The following is a 19,994-nucleotide window of genomic DNA, read 5'->3' on the forward strand; positions in this document are numbered from 1 at the left end:
AACTCCTTATTTAAATTTCTTCACCATTCGTCTTAATGACTTTCTGATACCAGTAGAATGAGTCCTTCTTGTAACGCTTCAAGCTACCACTACCATCATTATTTTTATCCACATAAATCATGCCATATCTTTTCTTCATTTCTCCCGTTGAGAAACTGACGCAGTCAATACAGCCCCAGACAGTATAGCCAAGAAGGTCCACACCATCGATATCGCAAGCTTTCTTCATTTCTTGAATATGTGCACTTAAGTAATCAATACGATTTTGATCATGAACAGTATGATTTTCTAATATATCATTTGCCCCAAAGCCATTTTCCACAATAAACATTGGTAACTGATAACGATCATATAAATAGTTCAATGTATATCTTAGTCCCTTTGGATCAATTGGCCAGCCCCATTTTGTCTCCTGCAAATAAGGGTTCTTACATAAATCACGTGATTCATCATAATCAAGATAGACATCACCATCTCCCTTAGTCACAAAAGACATATAATAACTAAAGCCAATATAATCAACACAACCTTCTCTTAATGCCACAATATCATCCTCAGTGATATCAAGATGGAAGTTTTTGCGCTTAAAGAATGTCTTCATATACCCAGGATAATAACCTCTAACCTGGACGTCAAGATACCAGAAGCGTTTATGATTCGCACCAACTGCCTTCAACATATCATCAGGATTACATGAATAAGGATAAATAGGTGTCATTGCCATCATACAGCCAACCTGTAAGCTTGGATCAATTTCATGAGCCATCTTAACCGCCATTGCAGAAGCAACAAGTTCATAATGTGATGCCTGATAGACTACTTCTTCCTTGTCTTCACCTTCTTGAAAGATAATACCTGAATTAGTAAAGACAGAACCCTCTGATTTATAATTTGCCTGATTATTAATCTCGTTGAAGGTCATCCAATACTTAACTTTTTTATGATATCTTTCAAAGCATACTTTCGCAAAGCGTGTAAAGAATGTGATGAATTGGCGACTACGCCATCCGCCATAGTCTTTGACAATGCCATAAGGCATTTCAAAGTGGGATAGGGTAATGACAGGCTGAATATTGTTGGCAAGCAGTTCATCAAATAAATCATCATAGAACTTCAAACCTTCTTCATTAGGCACTTCTTCATCACCATGGGGGAAGATTCTTGCCCATGAGATAGAAGTGCGAAAGCATTTGAATCCCATTTCTTTAAATAAAGCAATGTCCTCTTTATAGTGATGATAGAAGTCGATGGCTTCATGGTTGGGATAATAGGCATCAGGTAAAAGTGTTTCCGTAATGATACGCTTGGTATTCACATTACCAGCTGTCATCATGTCAGAGACATTTGGCCCCTTTCCTCCAACATTCCAAGCCCCTTCGACCTGATGGGCTGCAACAGCGCCACCCCATAGAAAGTCACTACGCATTTTCCTGCTCCTGCTTGATAGCTGCTCTTGTACTAGCCACAACGAATGGTAAATAGATGAGTGTTGAAACAACTAAACAAATCACCCCAACAATTAATGACATAAGATTAGTGGCTCCTGAGCCTAAGAAAGGTGTCAAGATTTCTGGTGTTGTCCATGCAACGGAATAAGCAACCGGTGGAATAATCTTCGTTACGACAAAGAAATAGCCAATTAAATCACATACAAGTGGGGCAAGAATAAATGGAATAACATACATTGGGTTCATAACAATTGGTAAACCAAATATAATTGGTTCATTGATATTAAATAGTCCAGGCATGAACGACATCTTGGCAATTTCATATTGTGATTTATTCTTTCTACCAACAATGAAGATAGCAATAATAAGACCAAGTGTTGCACCAGATCCACCACCATTACCAAAAGCATCATTGATTGAACCCCAGTTAATTGGGAAAGGTGCACCCCAGGCAGATCCATGCTGAGCAACATAAGCTAAGTTCGCATTGCCCTGTTCTGTCCAGATGACTGAACGTAAAGCTGAAAGTGTATTAGGTCCATGAATACCAAGTACCCATAAGAGCTGCTGAACAATGACAAAGACAATAATTGTCCCCATTGATGAGCCAAGAGAAGTAAGTGGAGCTTGAATTGTAGAGTAGATGATAACCTGAATACCATCAGTTGTAAGCTTTGAGAAAATAAAGTTTAAGATAGCCATTACAGCTAAGACAATCATGATTGGGATTAATAAGTTAAATGACTGGGAAACTGCAGGTGGGACCATTTCTGGCATCTTGATTCTTAACTTGTCATTACGGCCTAAACGTGTTAGGAGTTCAGCAGTAATCAAGCCAAAGATAATCGCAACGAATAAACCCTGAGCACCAAAATATGTCGTTGTAAGACCTGTACCCGCTTTACCTACAAAGTTCTTAGCAGCAGGATAGAGAATGAAATAAACAGATAATGAAGTAATACCACATAATACTGCATCACCCTTCATATTCTTACCAAGTTCATAAGCAACTAAGAATGCTATAATCAAGGCAAGGATATTTGTCGTACCATTAATAACTGAAGCTAATACTTTCTGATAACTTGCTAGATTAGGAATAAGTTTGTCCAAATGTAAGAGCGAAGCAATAAATCCTGTTGGATCAAGAAAGACATAATTGATTAATAAAACCATTGAACCTGCCATTGTCAATGGAAATGACAATGTGAAGGCATCACGTACAGCTGCTACATGGCGCTGTGAGTTAATTGCTCCGGCAAGCGGAACAAAATACTTTTCCATAAAGTTCTGCATCTTTTCCATAAATAATTTCCTTCTTCTTTCTTTGAAAACGTTTTCTTTTTATCGACAATTCCATTGTATTCTTATACGAAGAAAAAGGAAGAGCATCAGTCCTTCCTTAAACGCTATCATTTTCTTTAAAAAGATGACATTTTTGTAACAGTTTGTAACATGTTGAATGAACAATGCATTATTCCTTAATCTTCTGATAAAATACTTTTATTTGATAGATCAAGGCAAATGGTCCTAGTATGGCAAAGAAGATATTCACAGCATCATAAGTAAATGTCTGCGTATAGATTCTCGCCACAGTCACAACATTCCAGATAGCAGTATTGACCAGCCAGAATACACGAATAAACATAACGAAATTCCTCCTGTTATCAAGATAAATTGTTATTGAAAATCATCCTAAATCCACTATATCAAAAGGATTTATGAAAGACAATTTGAAAAAGCCTTCAAAGATATCTTTGAAGACTTAGAATAGTGTTTTAATGATATATGTAAGCTTTTCGATAATCGCAACAGTGACAAGCTGGGAAGTACTGATAAATTGTTGATCTCGTTTGATTGTGAGTGGATAGGCAATTGTCCAGTCACATAGCTTGGCAATTTCACTCGATAAATTTGCCGTAATGGCAATAGAGAATTGTCCATTATCTTTATCCTTGGAAACAAGTGTTGCGAGATCTAGAATTTCCTTTGTATTGCCACTTATTGATAGAAAGATATCAGCTCTTTGTTTGAGCATGGAAGAATTGAGAAAGAAAGGATCACTAGATGAAAAGGCAAAGAGACCAGCTTCAGCTAGTTTTCTTGCTCCATAGGCTGCTATGGATGCCGATCCACCAATCCCATGAAAGATGACTGCTTTCGACTCTTTCAATAATCCTGCTATCTCATAGAGCTTCTCTTCATAATAATCATCTTCTAGATGCCTAAGAGCATTGATGATTTCACTTAAATCATAAGAAAGATCAACTGTAGATTCTTGTTTTAAAGAGAATTTATATTCCTGAAAGCTATTATAGCCTAATTTAGTGATTAATCTTAGGATAGTGGCTGTAGAGATATGTGTTTGATTGGCGATATCTCTTAAGGACATATAGCTGACTTGTTGCTGATGGGTATTGAGAAATTGATAAGCTTCTAATTCTTTATTTGTAAGCTTAGATAGATCAGGATGCATGATGAATACCTCGCTTCAGTCTTTTTGTCGCAATTTCACTGACCTTACCAGTTAGGACACCAGTAATGATGGACATGATGATCATAATGCCTAGATAAGGCATAAAGGCTGATGATGTTAAGAAGAATGAAAGGACAAGAATTTGCCCTGTACTATGAGCGATGGCACACATGACCCCTGTAAAAATGAAGGAACTATGTTTATAAAGCATCATCAACATAAGACTTGATAAAGTCACGCCTCCAACACTCATCCACCAGGGATAACTGAGAATTATGCCAGAAAGCAATCCTGAAGCTACCACTCTCAACATATTCACAAAAAGCATTTCTTTCACACCATAAATATGTACGACAATCAGAGCGATAATATTTGCCATGCCAATACGTATACCTAATGGCAATGCAAGCATATTTTCTATCATATTGAAAACAATCGCCATGGCTGAAAGCATGGCAAGAAAACTCATTGTTCGTGTTTTACTCATGAATATAACGTAATGCTTCCTGTCTTAATGTTTCATATTTCCGGCGCACTTCTTCTCTTGCAGGAGTAAGTCTGTTGAATGAACGATTGATATAATCATTCTCTAAGATATATTGCTTGCTTTCAGGAAAGTTAAAATCATAAATAAAGGCAACAAGGGAAACCCACATATCAATATGACTCTGACGATCAGGACCATAGATGAGATGATGATGCATAAAGTCATCATAAACTTTATCTGTAATATCTTCCTGTAGAATGGTATCAAGAGGAGCATGTAATAATGTTTCCACTTTCTCTGTCTCTTTGACTCTGAAGTTATCGAGTTTATCCGTATCACGTATTAACTGAATATAAAACATTGTTCGATTATCATAGGATGTACTGACTTTAAATTTATTGTGCTGTTCGATGGCATGACGAATAATATCATCATATTGAACATCTTCCACAAATGTGCGAATAAGCCCATCTTTAAAAAGAATATCACTACCTAGCTGAGCGTGGTCGATGGTCTTATAGTCGATATAACTGCCATAGCGAACAAATTGTTCAAAACGTCCAATATCATGCAATAAGGCAATCAGTTCACCAAGAGCTTTATCCTCACCAGTGACATTTCGCTTTTCACAAATATAATCTGTTAATTTCATAACTTCATAAGTATGAACAATCTTGAGCCTAATTTCATCAACATGAACATCATAATGTCCGACATAGTCTTTAAAGGCGATTCTCGCCTTCTGCATATCAATCACAATGGAGCTCCTTTAAGAACTGATAAAGTTCTTCTAGCGCAATTTGTCCTGGTGCACTCGCTTTGCCAGCTGTTCCAAATGTCATCACGGATCCTGTTATTTCCCCGGAAATACGGGATATTTTACCTAAGTCACCCATGCTCATCGTGATGAGGGGACGGTTGATTCGCTGGCTCATTTCTGTCGTTACTTTCATCAAACGCATCACATCAATACGGTCACGTGGCATCACGGCAAGCTTTAAGATATCTCCACCTAAGACATGCATTGTCGAAAGCATTTCACGCATATCATCATTGCTTGGTGTTTCTTCGAAGTTATGGGATGAAACGACAGAAATGACATCATGTTCCTCACATAAATCACAAAGACTTAAGACGACACCATGACTATGACTAGCTTCAATATCGACTAGGTCGGCTGCATGGCTAGTAATAATGGATGTTAGGGCTAATGAATAATGATCATCATCAAGATCAACTTCCCCACCTTCTTGCTTAGTGCGAATAGTTGCAAGAATTGGCCGTGTTGTCTCATGTCTTATTTTCCCTAATAGTTCAACGGAATCCCCGAAAACAAGTCCTTCATAATAATCAAAACGTACTTCAAGTATGTCCCAGTGAGAAAGACTTTCATAATATTCAACTGTTTTTAGGATTTCTTCTTCTGTTTTCCCCACTACCGGTAAACAGATTTTTGGCATGCCTTCGCCTAAAATAACATCTTTGACTTGAACAACTGGATGATTAGTTTTGATGACTTGCATATAGGAACCCCCTGATTTCTTTTAATACATTTTGATAAGCATCTTCAAGTAGAAAATGTGAAGAATTCTCCATCACATGACTAACACAATAAGGCAGACTTTCCCCAATGAATGTGATATCACTTGCTTTAATCATGTCATTTTCTCCTGACATAAGTAACGCAGGTATCTTTAAGCTATGAAGATAGTCATAGTCAAAATGTGGTTCATTCAACATAAACTTTGTCAGCTTAAACATGCGTCTTGCCTTTTGATTATAGATCATGAAAATAGGTAAAAGGATAAGTTGTAAAATCATCCCAATACGATAAATCGCTTTGATTCCTTTTGGTGTGCTATTGGGTGAAAGCAAGATCATACTCTTCATGCGTTTATCCATGCTTGCGAGTGTTAAAGCAATATTAGCTCCATCACTAAAGCCAATGACATCATAAGCTTCTAAATGAAGTTCATCAGCTACACTTTTGACATCTAAGGCAAATTGATGCAAGCTCACTTCTCCACTCTTGATCGATTTGCCATGATATCTTGTATCAATCGCAATGAGACGATAGTGATCTTCAAGATCACTAATCAATCGATTATAGATTTTTCGATTTTCTTGATTGCCATGTAAAAGCAATATTGGAAAGCCTTGGCCATGGTCTTCATAATAAATATCCATTCTATCACCTTATGGTTTATTGTACATTTCTTTACGCTTATAGACAAGCTCTCTTCTTTCCTCAACCAAAAAAATCAGCACTAAGGCTGATTCTTATTTCATCTTAACAAAACGCATAATATATAGTGATGATACCAACATATGTAATCAGACTCATCCAACCATTTTGACTGACATTCAAGAAGAAATAAGGAAATGGTGAGGCTTTTCATGAGGAATGGAACAATTCATAAGTCCGGCAAAGACACTTGCGATACAATAAACCATTGGAAAAATTGCCCAGATCAATGGATCACGATGACGATAATATGTCTTGCCATCAAAGATTATCTAGTCAAGAATGACCATTAAAGGCACAATTTCATGCATAACAAGATTTCTTATTTGAAAGATTTGATGTGTTGTCTGTTGTGGCAACAATAAAAGATTATCGATCACAAAGTTCAATGTGATGGCAACGGTCACACCTGTCATGATGCGAAGTTCGAAGTTCCATAAAGGCTTATTATTTATGACAAGATAGCCATAAAAGTACATGACTACAAAATTCGATAAATAAATATAAAAGCGAAAATGATAGAAGTCACTTGGAAATAAGGCCTCTAAGCCAATAAGTCCTAGTAATACGACAATCCAGCGATAAAGATATTCTTTGATATTCATAATGTCTTCCCTAAGCACCCTAACATGTTCTATTTGAATATCAAAGCTCTAGATAAAAAAGAAAGAGCTATTGTGCTCTTTCCTTCTGTGATTTGATGACTTTTTGTACTGAGAAACTTTCTCTTTCCTTTTCTTCAAGCGATTCAGAAATCATCTTAACGGTCTTTTCAAATTGAGGAATAGAAATATTCTTTAAGGCATTGGATCTTGTAGACGTCTGACGAATGGCATTTGCGAGACGATAAACTGAGTTTTCAATTTCTGCTAGCTTTACTGTCAATTCTTTGACATCACGAAAACATTTATATGCATAGTCTACTTTAGAGTTGGCCTGCTCAAATCCATAGCCTAAATTCAATTTACTTTCCTCATATTCAATACGAGGCAATTCCACACCCATAACCGAACGATATTTGACATGAATACCATAATCCACTGGTACATCTTCAACAATATCAGAAATAATACCAAGTGAAATATTCGCTTCCTGAAGAGCATGATAGGCAAGATTATATTTATCCGTAATCTGATCACGGATCAGTTTAACATCATCTAGTAATCCCATCATTTCCTTAATCAATACATTTCTCTTCTTATCAAGAAGATTATAACCCATCTTGGCAAGCGCTAGAGATTTCTGGGTTGCCATTAAATTGGATTTTGTAGGTGTTACATTTTGTGCCATTATTTAACTGCTTCCTGTAGTTCTTTGATGACACCGTCTTCTTGTAAATTAAAGCTACGAACAGCCTTATCATGATCATAGAACTGATCAAGAACTTTGTCATCAACACGGTCTAAGGCATTTCTTGGTAATACTGAAAGGAGATTCCAGCCTAGATCCAATGTTTCTTCAATACTACGGTTGGCTTCAAATCCCTGATTAAGGAAATATTCTTCGAATAAACGACCAAATTCCATGAACTTCTTATCTGTTGCACTTAATTCATCTTCACCAATGACGGAAGTAAGTGAACGCACTTCCTGAACATGGGCATAAGCCGCAAATAACTGGTTGGCAACATCCTGATGGTCTTTTCTTGTATAGCCTTCACCAATACCATCCTTCATCAAACGGGAAAGAGATGGAAGAACATCAACAGGTGGGAAAATACCTTTCTGATTGAGTTCTGGTGATAATGAAATCTGACCCTCAGTAATATAGCCTGTTAAGTCAGGTACTGGGTGAGTAATATCATTATTAGGCATTGTCAGAATTGGAATCTGAGTTACTGAACCCTTGGCATCAGCTGAAATACCAGCTCTTTCATAAAGTGAAGCTAAATCAGAATAAAGGTAACCTGGGTAACCTTTACGTGAAGGAATTTCACCCTTAGAAGATGAGAATTCACGAATAGCTTCACAATAAGAAGTCACATCCGTATAAATAACAAGAACATGATAATTCTTTTCAAAAGCAAGATATTCTGCTGCTGTTAAGGCACAACGTGGTGTTAAGATACGTTCGATAATTGGATCATTTGCGAGATTTAAGAACATAACAACATGATCCATAATACCAGCTTCTTCAAATGATTTTCTAAAATAGTTAGCCACATCGTTAGTGACACCCATAGCCGCAAAGACAACCGCAAATCCCTGATTCTTATCGGCAATCTGTGCCTGTTTGACAATCTGTACTGCTAACTGGTTATGTGGTAAACCTGAGCCTGAGAAGATTGGTAATTTCTGACCACGAATTAATGTCATTAAGGCATCAATTGAAGAGATCCCTGTATTAATGTAGTTTCTTGGATAAACACGGGCAACCGGATTCAATGGCTGACCATTGATATCCTTGCTTTCTTCGGCATAGATTTCGCCCATGCCGTCAATTGGCTTACCGGCACCAGAAAATACTCTTCCAAGCATTTCCATTGACACTGGTAATTCCATTGGATGGCCTAGAAGTCTTGTTCTTGTATTCTTAAGTGAAAGGGCATTTGTACCTTCAAATACCTGAATAACAACTCTTTCCCCTTCAACTTGAACAATACGTCCAGATCTTGTAGAGCCATTTTCTAACTGTAGTTCGACCATTTCATCGTAATGTGCATCTTTGACATGATCCAATACGACTAATGAGCCATTAATATCATCTAATCCGATATACTGTAAAGCCATATTATTCCTCCTATTCAATTGATGCACAGATCTTGTCGATCTTTGTATAGTAGTTATCAAAGAGTGCTAAATTATCATTTGGCACATCATATTTCATCTTAGTAACTTCATCAAAGATACCTGTTTCAACAACTTCACGAATTGGCTTACCTTCATCAACAACTTCCTTGGCTTTCTTATAAAGGTAAAGAATAACTTCCATCATCTTGAACTGTTTTTCAAGAGGAACGAAGGTATCATCCTTATGGAAGGCATTCTGCTGAAGATAGCCAACACGGACAACTCTCGCAATTTCAATCATCAACTTCTGATCATCTGGTAAGACATCAGAACCCATTAACTGGACAATTTCCATTAATCTTGCTTCTTCAGCAAGAATTTTTTGTAATTCCTGACGATCACGCATGAATTCAGGATCGACATTCTTCGCATACCATCTTTCGACATCAGGAATATATTCTGAATAACTCTGAGTCCAGTTGATGGCAAAATAGTGACGCGCATAAGCAAGAGCTTTATCAAGAGCCCAGAATGTACGTACGAAACGTTTTGTATTCTGTGTAACTGGTTCAGAGAAATCGCCACCCTGTGGTGAAACGGCACCGATAATCGTTACGGAACCATTTGTACCATTGAGGTTTTCAACATAACCAGCACGTTCATAGAACTGCGCTAGACGTGATGGTAGGTAAGCTGGGAAACCTTCTTCAGCAGGCATTTCTTCTAGACGACCAGAGATTTCACGTAATGCTTCTGCCCAACGTGAAGTTGAGTCAGCCATGATAGCGACATGATAGCCCATATCACGATAATATTCAGCAAGTGTTACACCTGTATAAATAGATGCTTCACGGGCCGCAACTGGCATATTAGATGTATTGGCAATAAGCACAGTACGGTCAACTAATGGATGACCACTCTTAGGGTCAATCAGTTCCTGGAATTCTTCAAGAACCTGCGTCATTTCATTACCACGTTCACCACAACCAATATAAACAATGATATCGGCATCACACCATTTAGCAATCTGGTGCTGAGTCATTGTCTTACCAGTACCAAATCCACCAGGGATGGCTGCCGCACCACCTTTAGCAATCGGGAAAAGGGTATCAAGAACACGCTGACCAGTGACAAGTGGCATGGAGATAGGCAATCTCTTGTTGACAGGACGGCTTGTCTTAATTGGCCATTTCTGACAAAGTGTTAATTCTTTGTCACCATCTTCAGTTTCAAGAACAACAACAGTATCATGAACATGATACATACCATTTTCTTTAACTGATTTAACAGTACCTTTCATATAAGGAGGTACCATTAACTTATGGGTAATCAATCCTGTTTCAGGAACAGTCGCATAGACATCCCCACCAACAAGATGATCACCAGGCTTTACTGTTAAAGTCACATCCCATAACTTCTTAACATCCAAAGGATCAACAGCACTACCAGTAGGAATAAAAGCCCCACTGCTTTCTCTAATAGCCTGTAATGGTCTCTCAATACCGTCATAGATATTCTTTAAGATACCAGGACCTAATGTTAAGGAAATAGGTTCACCCGTTCCTTCAACAGGTTCTCCAGGCTGAAGCATACTTGTCTCTTCATAAACCTGGATTGTTGTTTCATCACGGCTGACAGAAATAACTTCCCCCATCAGCTTCTTCTTACCTACATAAACCATTTCCATCATTGAAAATGATTTTGTATTTCTGACCTTGACAACGGGTCCGTTAATTGAATAGATAACATCTTGATTATTCATTTAATACCCCCTTCTACTTAATGACAAGTCCAGAATTTTTATTAAACCATTCACGCTGAGCTTTTAAAGCTTCATCCAATGTTTCATTAACAACTAAAGCAGAAAGCTGGTCTTCAACAATCAAACCACCTAATTGAATACGCTCTGATGCTTTGACTTCAATCTGTTTGCCATAAGCTTTGACTAATTGATCAGCTAACTTAAGATCAGCCTCGCGTACATACATCACAGCTTGTTCAAACTGTGCTTCACTTGCCTGCTTAGCTTTCTTTTCTAAATAAGTCACATATTCATCTGATCCTACAAAAGCATGAAGTTGATCTTCTACAGCTGTAAAGATTGTATTGACATATTCATCACGCTTTTCAATCAGCTTTTTCATTCTTTCGCTATTCACCTGAGAAATTTCTGTGGCAGCTTCGGAATGCATTTCTTCAAGTTCTTGTTTTAAACGTAAATCAGCATTCTTCTTTGCTTCTTGCTGCATTGTGACTAAAGCATCATCTTCAGACTTCTTGACATCTGCTAAGATTTCATTGACTTCTTCTTTAGATTCTTCAGCAATTTCTTTCTTCATGTCAGCGAAGATTCTTTCTATATCCTGCATTTCACATCTCCTATAGTTTTACACCAATCGCTTCAGATACATAACCATCAATAGCTTCACCAATCTTGCTTTCGCCATGACGGTCAGGAATTTCTGTAATAAGCGGTTTAGGCTGTTTCAATTTGATTTCAGAGATAACATCGGGTGCCAATTCAATCAGTTTGGTTGTCACAAGAATGATGGCAATATCTTTTTCCTGCATTTTCTCTTTCAACAAATTCAGGAAATCATGTCTTGTATGGACAACTTGTCCTTCTATACCAACTAATCGCATACCTGTTAAGGTATCGATGTTATCACTGATTAAATAGAACTTCAATTTGATCCCCTCTTATAACTGGTTGATAATCAAGATAGAGATTAATAGACCATAGATGGCAACACCTTCACCTAAGGCAACGAAGATCAATGAACGACCGAAGTTTTCAGCATTTTCAGAGAATGCACCAATAGCAGCAGGAGCAGCAGCAGCAACGGCAATACCAGCACCAAGAGCTGACATACCAGTTGCTAAAGCAGCAGCTAAGAAACCAAGACCTTGAGCGATTGTACCAGTGATTGCTGAACCAGCAGCGAATACAGGTGCATTCGCAACACCTAAAAATAAGACTAAAGCAGCAGCACCAACAACACCTGAGATATGTAAGCCAAGTCTCTTCTTCGCACTATTGACACTTGCTTCTCCTTTGAACACCTTGATTAATGGTAATGATAATGCAATAACAACGATTGCAGGTAAAATAAATGTTAACATGTTTTTTTCTCCTCTTTTTCCTTTTTATTTGGCTTTATCTAAAGCCTCTTTCATACTTTCAAATGGTCTTCCGCCACCTTCATAGTAACGTGAGAACATTTCATAGAATTCTAATCGTAGAACCTGAATACCAACGATCATACCTTCAAGCACCATGACAAAGATATTGCCTAGCACAAGAACAATCCAGTAGCCAAAGCCACCAACCATACCAGCTAATGTATAAACAACGAGCATCATGCCTGCATGGGACAATACGAAGCCACCCACACGAAGATAAGATACTGTATTGGTAATAAATGTAAGAAGGACATCAAAGAGTTCAAAGAATCCTTCTGTAAAGAATGCCCCAAATCCATCTGGGAACATAGGATAACCACCAAGCTTTCTTGTCAGTGGTTCCTTTAAGAACATCAATAATATTGGTACAACAACGAAGAAGACCACAAATGGACGACCTAATGGTAAATGTAAGTTAGCAAACATATTAATAATCAAGGCAATGACAGCCAAATAGAATACCAGGCCGGCAAGACCATTTTGTGAGAAAAGGAATTCTCCCCAGTTCTTCTTCTTACCATTCATATAAGTATTAAAGCTAATAGTAATAATGATGAGGACAGCCCCAATCGCAACAGCTGTTGCCAGCAAAGTCATGGTATTGGAAGCTTTAAGAGGAACGAAGAATGGTTTAATCATCGTTTCATTCCCAAAGACTGAACCAAAGATAATACCCATAATAATGGAGAATATCCCAATTCTTACCCCCACTTCACCAAGTCTGAAGCCTTTGAATTTACTCATCAAATAGCCAAAGAGTATCAACATTGCCCCCTGGCCAACATCACCAAACATGATGCCAAAAAGAATACAGTAAGTCAGGGCCACAAAGTTTGTCGGATCCATATCCGTATAATTAGGAACACCATACATCTCCACAAACATACCAAATGGTTTCGCAAACCAGTGGTTGACAAGTTTAGTTGGTGGTTTGAGTCGATAGTCACTCATTGGTGGTGTTAAATCAACACGCACACGGTCCATCTTTTCATATTCTTCTTTAATCACATTGGCATCTTTAACAGTCGCAAAGCCATAAATAGCAGCACTCTTGCCAAAGACAACAACATATTTCTTAGCTTCCGTAATGCGGTTAAGTTCACGTGCTGAACTATAGAGTTCAGAAAGATGAGCTTTGTTTTCTTCAATAAAGTTTGCCCTTCTTGCTTTCAGATCTTCAAGATAGGCTGTGGCAGTATTGGTTTCTTCATCCAGTTTCACAATCGCATCTTCAACTGAGCCATGGACGAATTCTGGAATACGCACACGTTTGAAGAACAATGTTGAGAAAATATTATCAATTTCAGGAGCCTTATTACGGGTTGTAATATACATGATATAACATTCCTGAGTATCTTCTTCAAAGACCTTATACAGGAATTCCTGATTTTCATAATATTCAAGTTTTGTCAGTGATGAACTTGGCATATGGCCAATTCTAATTTGTAGATAGTGTGAATCGAACAAATAGTCGAAGTTAATGCCGGAATTCACCATGTGGCTGATTTCTTTCTTAACGGCCGCATTTTCATCCATCATTTCTAAGAGTTGACGTTTTGTTTCATCGAAGTCATCAAACTTCTTCACAAAATCATTAAGAAATTGTACTTCTTTTTCAACATCAATTTCACCAACATGCCCTTCATCAAGTTCAAGATGATGGTTCTTACAGGCATCTTCGATACGATGTGCGATATCTCCATAAGGGTTATCGACATTCATTACCGTGATGTCTCTTACGCCATCCGCAAACTTGCTGGCAAGTTCTGGATGAAATGTTGTTGAATCAACAAGCTTATCCAATATAACATCAACATTTTCGACAGGGAATTCGATTTCAAGTAATTTCAGTTTCGCAATAGCCATGCTTCAATATTCCCTCCCTTTTATTGAATGATTAGTTTTCGAATACTATCTGCATCTTGATTATATCTTACCCCTTCCACAATATGTTTGAGGTTTTCAATTTCAATATTATGTACAATGACATAAGTCATGAAGACAAGTGGTGCACTTGTTGAAAACATCATATATTTCTTAGCAAGGTTATATTCAATACGCTGTGTATAGTATTCAATATAGACATAATCATGATCACCAACATCAATCCTATAGGCTGATGTTGATAACTTCGCAAGCATATCATCTGCATCCTTGGCATTAATGAGTTCTTTCATCATGCGCTTAGAGATTCTTGTATGATCAAGAAGCAAGAGTTCTGTAATTTCGACAGGTGATGCATTAAAGTATTTCTTTAAACGATAGATCTTTGTGATATTGTCTAATTCAACACTTGTTTCAAGCATCTTTAATAATTCTTGTTGTGTTTTCCCTTTATACAATGACTTTACAGTTTCTTCATAATGATCATAGTATGCTCGCTTTAATTCGAGTTCGATCTTGTTTACGTTGATTCTCTTACCTCTTTCAGGCAAGCAAGATGCAATGACCTTGGCATAATCTGTCTTTGCGATTAATTTCATCAGGTCATCAATGTTATGTACATTTAATAGCCCATTGATATCAAATGTCGTATAACCTTTCAAGTAGGATGGTAGGATGACTTTGAGATCTTCTAAACGATTAGCGTTGATTAATCTAAGGACATGGAGAAGAATATTCACTTCTCGCCCCATAATATTCAACATATAGAAATCTCTTTCTTTACCTACACCATAGCGTGCCAGTCTTGAAATACGCATGAATGACTCTTCACTCAAGAGTGCTTCAAGCTGTCCACGATGGACATCATTTTCGCGAATATCTCCAAGAATACTACTATAGTCAGTATTGTTTTTGAGATAATTCACAACTTCACTAACAGACTTTAAAGACAATAAAGCCTCATAATCCGATGAAGTAAGATGTCCTCCATACATCGATCTTGCTTTCGCAAGAATCGCATTAGAAGCAAATGTCATTCTTACTCCTTACAAGCGGCAACCATTTTGGCAATCCATTCATCTTTATGGGCTTCAAAATAGGAAGAAAGTGAACTTAACTGCTGTCTATAGTGTTCATCATTTTCTTTCTTTGTTGCTTCAATAGAAGCTTTCAGTTCTTTCTTCTTTTCATCAAGTGTCTTCTGATATTCATTTATGAATTGATCATAGACTTCTTTCTTACGTGCGTTCATATTTGTAGAACTAAGAGCACGCTGATGTTTGGCATCTTCTACTGATGCTGCACATTCATGGTCAAAATTAATGATATCTTGTATCAGTTTATCCATGTTATCACTCCTATCAATATCGAATATATGTTACTCTTCACATAATCAAAATTCAAGTTCTTGAAGAGCTAAAAAAGCCTTATATAACGCCATTTTTTAGATTATACCAAAAAAGTATAGTTTGCATTAATCCTAAATATAGTTCATCATATAACACCCTTCTATCGCTATTTTATCACGATTTCATCACTATTTTTTCAAAAAAGAAAAAAATGCATGAAAATCATGCATGAAAAAAGTACTTTTCGATAAACTTTGCGACACCATCATCATTAGCTTCCTCTTCAGTCATCATATCCGCAACATTCTTCACATCTTTCATCGCATTCTTCATAGCAACGCCTAACCCCGCATCCTTGATCATCGATAAATCATTATCACCATCACCAAAAGCAACAACTTCACGCATATTTATTCCTTGCGTCTTAATATAAGCTTGAATACCACTGCTTTTTGTCGTCTTTGCATCCTGTATTTCAAACAGAAAATTGACAGACTTGGTGGCCGAAAGATTGTGAGGTAGATAGCGAGAAACAAGCTGATTGAGTTGTGTGCTATCTTTTAAATAGTGTGCTACAACAATCTTATGAAAAACATGTTGAGTCAATTGACTTAAAGAGATTTTATTTACTTCTGTGGCATGAGCCTCTGCCATAAAGAAATCAAGAACAGCCTGATCACCAATTCCATAAGGCTTGCCTGCTTCATTGAAGAAGGCTGCCGTAGGTATAGTGCTGAGTTTCTGATAGAAATGAACAAACTGATTGCTGTCAACTGGCTCACTCGTTAGTGTTTCCTTATTAGTATGGAGATCAATAAAATGGGTGCCATTCTCTTCAACGACAAAATCCATCAATGAGGCAAGCTTTTGGTAGTTTGATGCAATATGAGCATAATCTCGCCCACTCGCAATCCCCAAAAGCATACCCGTCTCTTTAAGACATTTTAAGGCATGAAGATTTTTTGGAGAAACTTGACTTTGGTTGTTGAAAAGTGTGCCATCTAAATCAAATACAGCGACTTTATAACGATTCATGTTTAACCTCCTGCTTTTTCTTATAGGCCATTGGTGTCATATGATATTGCTTCTTAAATGTCTTATAGAAATAAGATTCATTTTCATAACCCACTTCGTTAATAATTCTCTCAATGGAATACGATGAATATTCAAGAAGTTCAATAGCTTTTTTGAAACGCATATCTTTTAATAGCTGAATAAATGTTGTACCTGTCATTTTCTTAATGAATTTAGAGAGCTGATAGTCTTTCATATGCACCATTTCACTCAGTTCACTAAGTGAGGCATTATTGTAATTCAGCGTGATATATTTATAGATTGTACTCAGTAAAACTTTATCATAAGTACTTTTTGTATAGGACTGAATGGCTTCAGGATGATTCATCAGTTCACTCATCAATAGCCCCATTAATAACTTCAGTTCAATCTTGTTGTTGAGGGTAGGTTCATAGAGATGGGTAATAATAGCTTCTACATAGGAAGTCACCAAGTCATTCTTCTCTAAATCAAAAATCAGATATTCCCCAATATTCTCTGTCGAATAGAGTGAATGAAAGATAAAATCATTCAGCTTATATTCACTCCCCATGACACTTGATAAAAAAGAAAGCATTTCCTGTTTAATAATAAAGTTAAAGATAATATCATTTTCCCCACTTGGAGCAATGGAATGTTCAATCGCTTGATTGACAAGAAGAAGCTGACCAGTCTTTAAATGAATATCATGATCATCTATCGTTGTTGTCATCGTCCCACTATAAACATACATCAACTCAATATAATTATGTTTATGGGCTGGATAGGACATAAAACGGGTATGCTTCCTCACCCCAATCAGTGCCCCCTCATCAAGAATCTTTCTTGCATCAATCGTTTCTTCATCAAGATAAATACTGCGATCAATATTCACTTTACCATTTAGGGCATCAATCTCTTCATCACTATATGCCAGCAACTTCTCTAAAATAGCCTGACTCAGCATCTCGTTATCCTCCCTTTGTCTTATATTTTATTGTTTTTTCTCTTGTTCGTCCACTTTCATAATAGAGAATTTATGATATTCTATAATAGTGATGGAGGTAATGTTGTGATTCTTGCAAGTGATTTTGACAATACATTATATTTTAAAGGGCATTTTAAAAAAGATGACCTCAAAGCTATTAAAGCCTTCCAAGAAGCAGGTGGTAAATTTGGTGTCTGTACAGGGAGACCATTACTTGGGATTGTGGCACCAACATTAGGTAAAATCAAATATGATTTCTATATTTGTAATAGTGGTGGAGCGATTTATGATCAAAACAAAGAAGTGCTGATGATGAAGAAGATCCCTCTTGCATTAGCCCGTGAAGTGATAAGCAAGGTCCATGTGGATGTATCGATTATTCATAATGAAAAGATGCTGTTCTATTATTATAAGAAGATTCCAAAAATCTTTCACCCACACCAAAGAGTTCTTAAGTCACTTGATAGTATTGATGATGACTTTATTATGGGAATGAGTTTTCACTTTCCAAAAGGACAGCTAGCTGAAGCGAAAGCATGTGCTGATACGATCAATGAACAATATTGTGATCATATGAGTGCTTTCCAGAATAATGAACATGTCGATATTTGTGCGAATGGATGTTCTAAGGGCAAGGGATTGAAATTTATAGAAAATTACTTTCAAACACCTCACCATGAAGTTGGAGCCATTGGGGATAGCTTCAATGACATTCCCTTACTTAAAGCAGGTGGGATTAGCTTTACTTTTGATTATGGGCCTAGTGATTTAAAGAAGGAAGCTGACTATATTGTTGATAGTGTCGGAGAATCTCTAAAGTATCTCTTAGAAAAGTAGTGAATCTCTAAATTAATATATTAACATTTTATTTATTCATAAATATGTGTGTTAAAAATTGACTTTTAAGAGTATGTTTGTTAAGGTGATAAAAATATTGAAAGAAGGGAGAAGCAAGTTTATGCAATTGATTGAAAAAGACAATGGTAAAACTGGCTTCTTTTTGTATTAGAGGAGGATAACTTATGATTATTGGCGTTGTGGGCCTTGGTACTGTGGGTTTTGGTACTGTTGATATTCTTGTCAAAGAAAAAGCACGTCTTGAAAAAGAGATTGGTGAAGAAGTTAAAGTGAAATATGGCTGTTCTCTTGAAGATGTTGATTTGCCTGAGGGCATTATTTATACCAGAGATTTCAATGATATCATTAATGATGAAGAAGTTGATGTTGTTGTGGAATTGATTGGTGGGGTCACGATAGCTAAGAAGATTATTCTTGAAGCCTTAAAGAAAGGCAAACATGTCGTTACAGCCAATAAAGCTTTATTAGCTCATGATGGTGAAGAACTCTTCAAATGTGCTACAGAAAACAATGTGAATTTGTATTATGAAGCAGCTGTTGGTGGTGGTATTCCTGTTGTTGTGCCAGCTAAAGAATCTTTAATCGCAAATAACATCTATAAGATTGAAGGTATCCTGAATGGGACAACAAACTTCATTCTGACATTAATGGAAAAAGAAAATCTTGATTTTAATGAAGCACTCACAATTGCTGATGATCAGGGCTTTGTGGAAGCCGATGCATCTCTTGACTTAGATGGCTATGATGCCGCCCATAAGATTAAGTTACTAGCTATGAATGCCTTCCATATCTTCTTTGACTTCGACAAGATTCAGCTTGAAGGTATTCGTAATGTCACAAAGAAAGATATGGACTATGCCAAGAAGCTTGGCTATCGTATCAAGCTTATTGCTCAGGCAAAAAAACTAGAAAAGGGCTATGGTCTAGATGTTGCTCCTACCCTTGTTCCTATAAATGATATTGTCGGAAATGTCATGGAGGCCTATAATGTAGTGGAAATTACCTCAGATTACCTAGAAAATGTCTTATTCTATGGCAAGGGTGCAGGTCGCTATGTTACAGCAAGTGCGGTTGTAAGTGATATTATCAAATGTCATGATGATAAGAAATGGACATATCATTATGAACATACCGATGAAATCTATCCTATTACTTATAGCAGCTATTATATCCGCACAAATAAACCTATTGATGTTGATTATGATCAGTATCTTACTCTTGGTAATGATCATATCTATATCACAAGAGCCTATGAAAAAGATGAACTATTAAACAAACTAGGTAATCAGGAATATCATTTGTTTAAAGTGAGATAGAA

The 19,994-nt window shown here is 36.9% G+C and carries 22 protein-coding genes; 2 read left to right on the top strand and 20 right to left on the bottom strand.

Features of this window, described 5'->3' with window-relative positions:
* Positions 1-10 precede the first annotated feature (10 nt).
* The 20 genes from FYJ79_RS07425 to FYJ79_RS07520 form a co-directional block, all read right to left on the bottom strand.
* A complete protein-coding gene (locus FYJ79_RS07425; RefSeq protein ID WP_154516209.1) occupies positions 11-1,426 on the bottom strand; it encodes a 6-phospho-beta-glucosidase in 1,416 nt (471 codons plus the stop codon).
* Positions 1,419-2,750 carry a PTS sugar transporter subunit IIC gene (locus tag FYJ79_RS07430; RefSeq protein WP_154516212.1) on the bottom strand — a complete coding sequence of 444 codons (1,332 nt, stop codon included), beginning with the start codon at positions 2,748-2,750 and terminating at the stop codon, positions 1,419-1,421. The genes FYJ79_RS07425 and FYJ79_RS07430 overlap by 8 nt, the downstream gene beginning before the upstream one ends.
* A gap of 169 nt (positions 2,751-2,919) precedes the next feature.
* Positions 2,920-3,093, bottom strand: coding sequence for a hypothetical protein (locus FYJ79_RS07435; protein ID WP_154516215.1), 174 nt, complete (start codon positions 3,091-3,093; stop codon positions 2,920-2,922).
* 117 nt (positions 3,094-3,210) lie between these two features.
* A complete protein-coding gene (locus FYJ79_RS07440; protein ID WP_154516218.1) occupies positions 3,211-3,921 on the bottom strand; it encodes a MurR/RpiR family transcriptional regulator in 711 nt (236 codons plus the stop codon).
* Positions 3,911-4,408: a Gx transporter family protein gene (locus FYJ79_RS07445; RefSeq protein WP_154516221.1), complete on the bottom strand. Its 498-nt coding sequence runs from the start codon at positions 4,406-4,408 to the stop codon at positions 3,911-3,913. Before FYJ79_RS07445 ends, FYJ79_RS07440 begins: the two co-directional genes overlap by 11 nt.
* Positions 4,401-5,156: an HD domain-containing protein gene (locus tag FYJ79_RS07450; RefSeq protein ID WP_154516320.1), complete on the bottom strand. Its 756-nt coding sequence runs from the start codon at positions 5,154-5,156 to the stop codon at positions 4,401-4,403. The genes FYJ79_RS07445 and FYJ79_RS07450 overlap by 8 nt, the downstream gene beginning before the upstream one ends.
* Position 5,157: 1 nt before the next feature.
* Positions 5,158-5,931, bottom strand: a complete 774-nt coding sequence (gene aroD, locus FYJ79_RS07455) for a type I 3-dehydroquinate dehydratase (RefSeq protein WP_154516224.1) — start codon at positions 5,929-5,931, stop codon at positions 5,158-5,160.
* Positions 5,912-6,595, bottom strand: a complete 684-nt coding sequence (locus tag FYJ79_RS07460) for an alpha/beta fold hydrolase (RefSeq protein WP_154516227.1) — start codon at positions 6,593-6,595, stop codon at positions 5,912-5,914. The genes aroD and FYJ79_RS07460 overlap by 20 nt, the downstream gene beginning before the upstream one ends.
* Before the next feature lie 330 nt (positions 6,596-6,925).
* A complete protein-coding gene (locus tag FYJ79_RS07465) occupies positions 6,926-7,258 on the bottom strand; it encodes a hypothetical protein (RefSeq protein WP_154516230.1) in 333 nt (110 codons plus the stop codon).
* 67 nt (positions 7,259-7,325) lie between these two features.
* Positions 7,326-7,943: a V-type ATP synthase subunit D gene (locus FYJ79_RS07470; protein WP_154516233.1), complete on the bottom strand. Its 618-nt coding sequence runs from the start codon at positions 7,941-7,943 to the stop codon at positions 7,326-7,328.
* Positions 7,943-9,382: a V-type ATP synthase subunit B gene (locus FYJ79_RS07475; RefSeq protein WP_154516236.1), complete on the bottom strand. Its 1,440-nt coding sequence runs from the start codon at positions 9,380-9,382 to the stop codon at positions 7,943-7,945. Before FYJ79_RS07475 ends, FYJ79_RS07470 begins: the two co-directional genes overlap by 1 nt.
* A 10-nt stretch (positions 9,383-9,392) precedes the next feature.
* Positions 9,393-11,144, bottom strand: coding sequence for a V-type ATP synthase subunit A (locus tag FYJ79_RS07480; protein WP_154516239.1), 1,752 nt, complete (start codon positions 11,142-11,144; stop codon positions 9,393-9,395).
* A 13-nt stretch (positions 11,145-11,157) separates the two neighbouring features.
* On the bottom strand, positions 11,158-11,751 hold the full coding sequence (locus FYJ79_RS07485; protein ID WP_154516242.1) for a V-type ATP synthase subunit E: 594 nt from the start codon (positions 11,749-11,751) through the stop codon (positions 11,158-11,160).
* A 10-nt stretch (positions 11,752-11,761) separates the two neighbouring features.
* Positions 11,762-12,070 (bottom strand): V-type ATP synthase subunit F, encoded by a 309-nt coding sequence (locus FYJ79_RS07490; RefSeq protein WP_033162305.1) that lies wholly within the window; start codon positions 12,068-12,070, stop codon positions 11,762-11,764.
* A gap of 12 nt (positions 12,071-12,082) precedes the next feature.
* On the bottom strand, positions 12,083-12,505 hold the full coding sequence (locus tag FYJ79_RS07495; RefSeq protein ID WP_154516267.1) for an ATP synthase subunit C: 423 nt from the start codon (positions 12,503-12,505) through the stop codon (positions 12,083-12,085).
* Between the two features lie 24 nt (positions 12,506-12,529).
* On the bottom strand, positions 12,530-14,431 hold the full coding sequence (locus FYJ79_RS07500; protein WP_154516270.1) for a V-type ATP synthase subunit I: 1,902 nt from the start codon (positions 14,429-14,431) through the stop codon (positions 12,530-12,532).
* 20 nt (positions 14,432-14,451) lie between these two features.
* Positions 14,452-15,486: a V0D/AC39 family V-type ATPase subunit gene (locus FYJ79_RS07505; protein WP_154516273.1), complete on the bottom strand. Its 1,035-nt coding sequence runs from the start codon at positions 15,484-15,486 to the stop codon at positions 14,452-14,454.
* A gap of 2 nt (positions 15,487-15,488) precedes the next feature.
* Positions 15,489-15,797, bottom strand: a complete 309-nt coding sequence (locus FYJ79_RS07510; RefSeq protein WP_154516276.1) for a hypothetical protein — start codon at positions 15,795-15,797, stop codon at positions 15,489-15,491.
* Between the two features lie 223 nt (positions 15,798-16,020).
* The gene (locus FYJ79_RS07515; protein WP_154516279.1) at positions 16,021-16,833 is read right to left on the bottom strand and encodes an HAD family hydrolase; all 813 of its coding nucleotides are present in this window, start codon (positions 16,831-16,833) and stop codon (positions 16,021-16,023) included.
* Positions 16,820-17,797: an AraC family transcriptional regulator gene (locus FYJ79_RS07520; RefSeq protein ID WP_154516282.1), complete on the bottom strand. Its 978-nt coding sequence runs from the start codon at positions 17,795-17,797 to the stop codon at positions 16,820-16,822. Before FYJ79_RS07520 ends, FYJ79_RS07515 begins: the two co-directional genes overlap by 14 nt.
* Positions 17,798-17,902: 105 nt before the next feature.
* Between FYJ79_RS07520 and FYJ79_RS07525 the strand changes: the two genes are divergently transcribed.
* Positions 17,903-18,655 (top strand): HAD-IIB family hydrolase, encoded by a 753-nt coding sequence (locus FYJ79_RS07525; RefSeq protein ID WP_195837037.1) that lies wholly within the window; start codon positions 17,903-17,905, stop codon positions 18,653-18,655.
* Positions 18,656-18,840: 185 nt separating this feature from the next.
* Positions 18,841-19,992, top strand: coding sequence for a homoserine dehydrogenase (locus tag FYJ79_RS07530; protein WP_154516287.1), 1,152 nt, complete (start codon positions 18,841-18,843; stop codon positions 19,990-19,992).
* Positions 19,993-19,994: the final 2 nt, after the last annotated feature.

It is taken from the genome of Sharpea porci (genome assembly GCF_009695655.1).
GTDB classification, from domain to species: domain Bacteria; phylum Bacillota_I; class Bacilli_A; order Erysipelotrichales; family Coprobacillaceae; genus Sharpea; species Sharpea porci.

What these genes read in the sequence shown, in the direction of transcription:
- FYJ79_RS07500 (WP_154516270.1), bottom strand. Translation starts at nt 14,431, where the DNA reads ATGGCTATTGCGAAACTGAAATTACTTGAAATCGAATTCCCTGTCGAA.
- FYJ79_RS07515 (WP_154516279.1), bottom strand. Translation starts at nt 16,833, where the DNA reads ATGAATCGTTATAAAGTCGCTGTATTTGATTTAGATGGCACACTTTTC.
- FYJ79_RS07485 (WP_154516242.1), bottom strand. Translation starts at nt 11,751, where the DNA reads ATGCAGGATATAGAAAGAATCTTCGCTGACATGAAGAAAGAAATTGCT.
- FYJ79_RS07505 (WP_154516273.1), bottom strand. Translation starts at nt 15,486, where the DNA reads ATGACATTTGCTTCTAATGCGATTCTTGCGAAAGCAAGATCGATGTAT.
- FYJ79_RS07435 (WP_154516215.1), bottom strand. Translation starts at nt 3,093, where the DNA reads ATGTTTATTCGTGTATTCTGGCTGGTCAATACTGCTATCTGGAATGTT.
- FYJ79_RS07425 (WP_154516209.1), bottom strand. Translation starts at nt 1,426, where the DNA reads ATGCGTAGTGACTTTCTATGGGGTGGCGCTGTTGCAGCCCATCAGGTC.
- FYJ79_RS07465 (WP_154516230.1), bottom strand. Translation starts at nt 7,258, where the DNA reads ATGAATATCAAAGAATATCTTTATCGCTGGATTGTCGTATTACTAGGA.
- FYJ79_RS07530 (WP_154516287.1), top strand. Translation starts at nt 18,841, where the DNA reads ATGATTATTGGCGTTGTGGGCCTTGGTACTGTGGGTTTTGGTACTGTT.
- FYJ79_RS07430 (WP_154516212.1), bottom strand. Translation starts at nt 2,750, where the DNA reads ATGGAAAAGATGCAGAACTTTATGGAAAAGTATTTTGTTCCGCTTGCC.
- FYJ79_RS07475 (WP_154516236.1), bottom strand. Translation starts at nt 9,382, where the DNA reads ATGGCTTTACAGTATATCGGATTAGATGATATTAATGGCTCATTAGTC.
- FYJ79_RS07470 (WP_154516233.1), bottom strand. Translation starts at nt 7,943, where the DNA reads ATGGCACAAAATGTAACACCTACAAAATCCAATTTAATGGCAACCCAG.
- aroD (WP_154516224.1), bottom strand. Translation starts at nt 5,931, where the DNA reads ATGCAAGTCATCAAAACTAATCATCCAGTTGTTCAAGTCAAAGATGTT.
- FYJ79_RS07495 (WP_154516267.1), bottom strand. Translation starts at nt 12,505, where the DNA reads ATGTTAACATTTATTTTACCTGCAATCGTTGTTATTGCATTATCATTA.
- FYJ79_RS07445 (WP_154516221.1), bottom strand. Translation starts at nt 4,408, where the DNA reads ATGAGTAAAACACGAACAATGAGTTTTCTTGCCATGCTTTCAGCCATG.
- FYJ79_RS07450 (WP_154516320.1), bottom strand. Translation starts at nt 5,156, where the DNA reads ATGCAGAAGGCGAGAATCGCCTTTAAAGACTATGTCGGACATTATGAT.
- FYJ79_RS07520 (WP_154516282.1), bottom strand. Translation starts at nt 17,797, where the DNA reads ATGCTGAGTCAGGCTATTTTAGAGAAGTTGCTGGCATATAGTGATGAA.
- FYJ79_RS07510 (WP_154516276.1), bottom strand. Translation starts at nt 15,797, where the DNA reads ATGGATAAACTGATACAAGATATCATTAATTTTGACCATGAATGTGCA.
- FYJ79_RS07480 (WP_154516239.1), bottom strand. Translation starts at nt 11,144, where the DNA reads ATGAATAATCAAGATGTTATCTATTCAATTAACGGACCCGTTGTCAAG.
- FYJ79_RS07440 (WP_154516218.1), bottom strand. Translation starts at nt 3,921, where the DNA reads ATGCATCCTGATCTATCTAAGCTTACAAATAAAGAATTAGAAGCTTAT.
- FYJ79_RS07460 (WP_154516227.1), bottom strand. Translation starts at nt 6,595, where the DNA reads ATGGATATTTATTATGAAGACCATGGCCAAGGCTTTCCAATATTGCTT.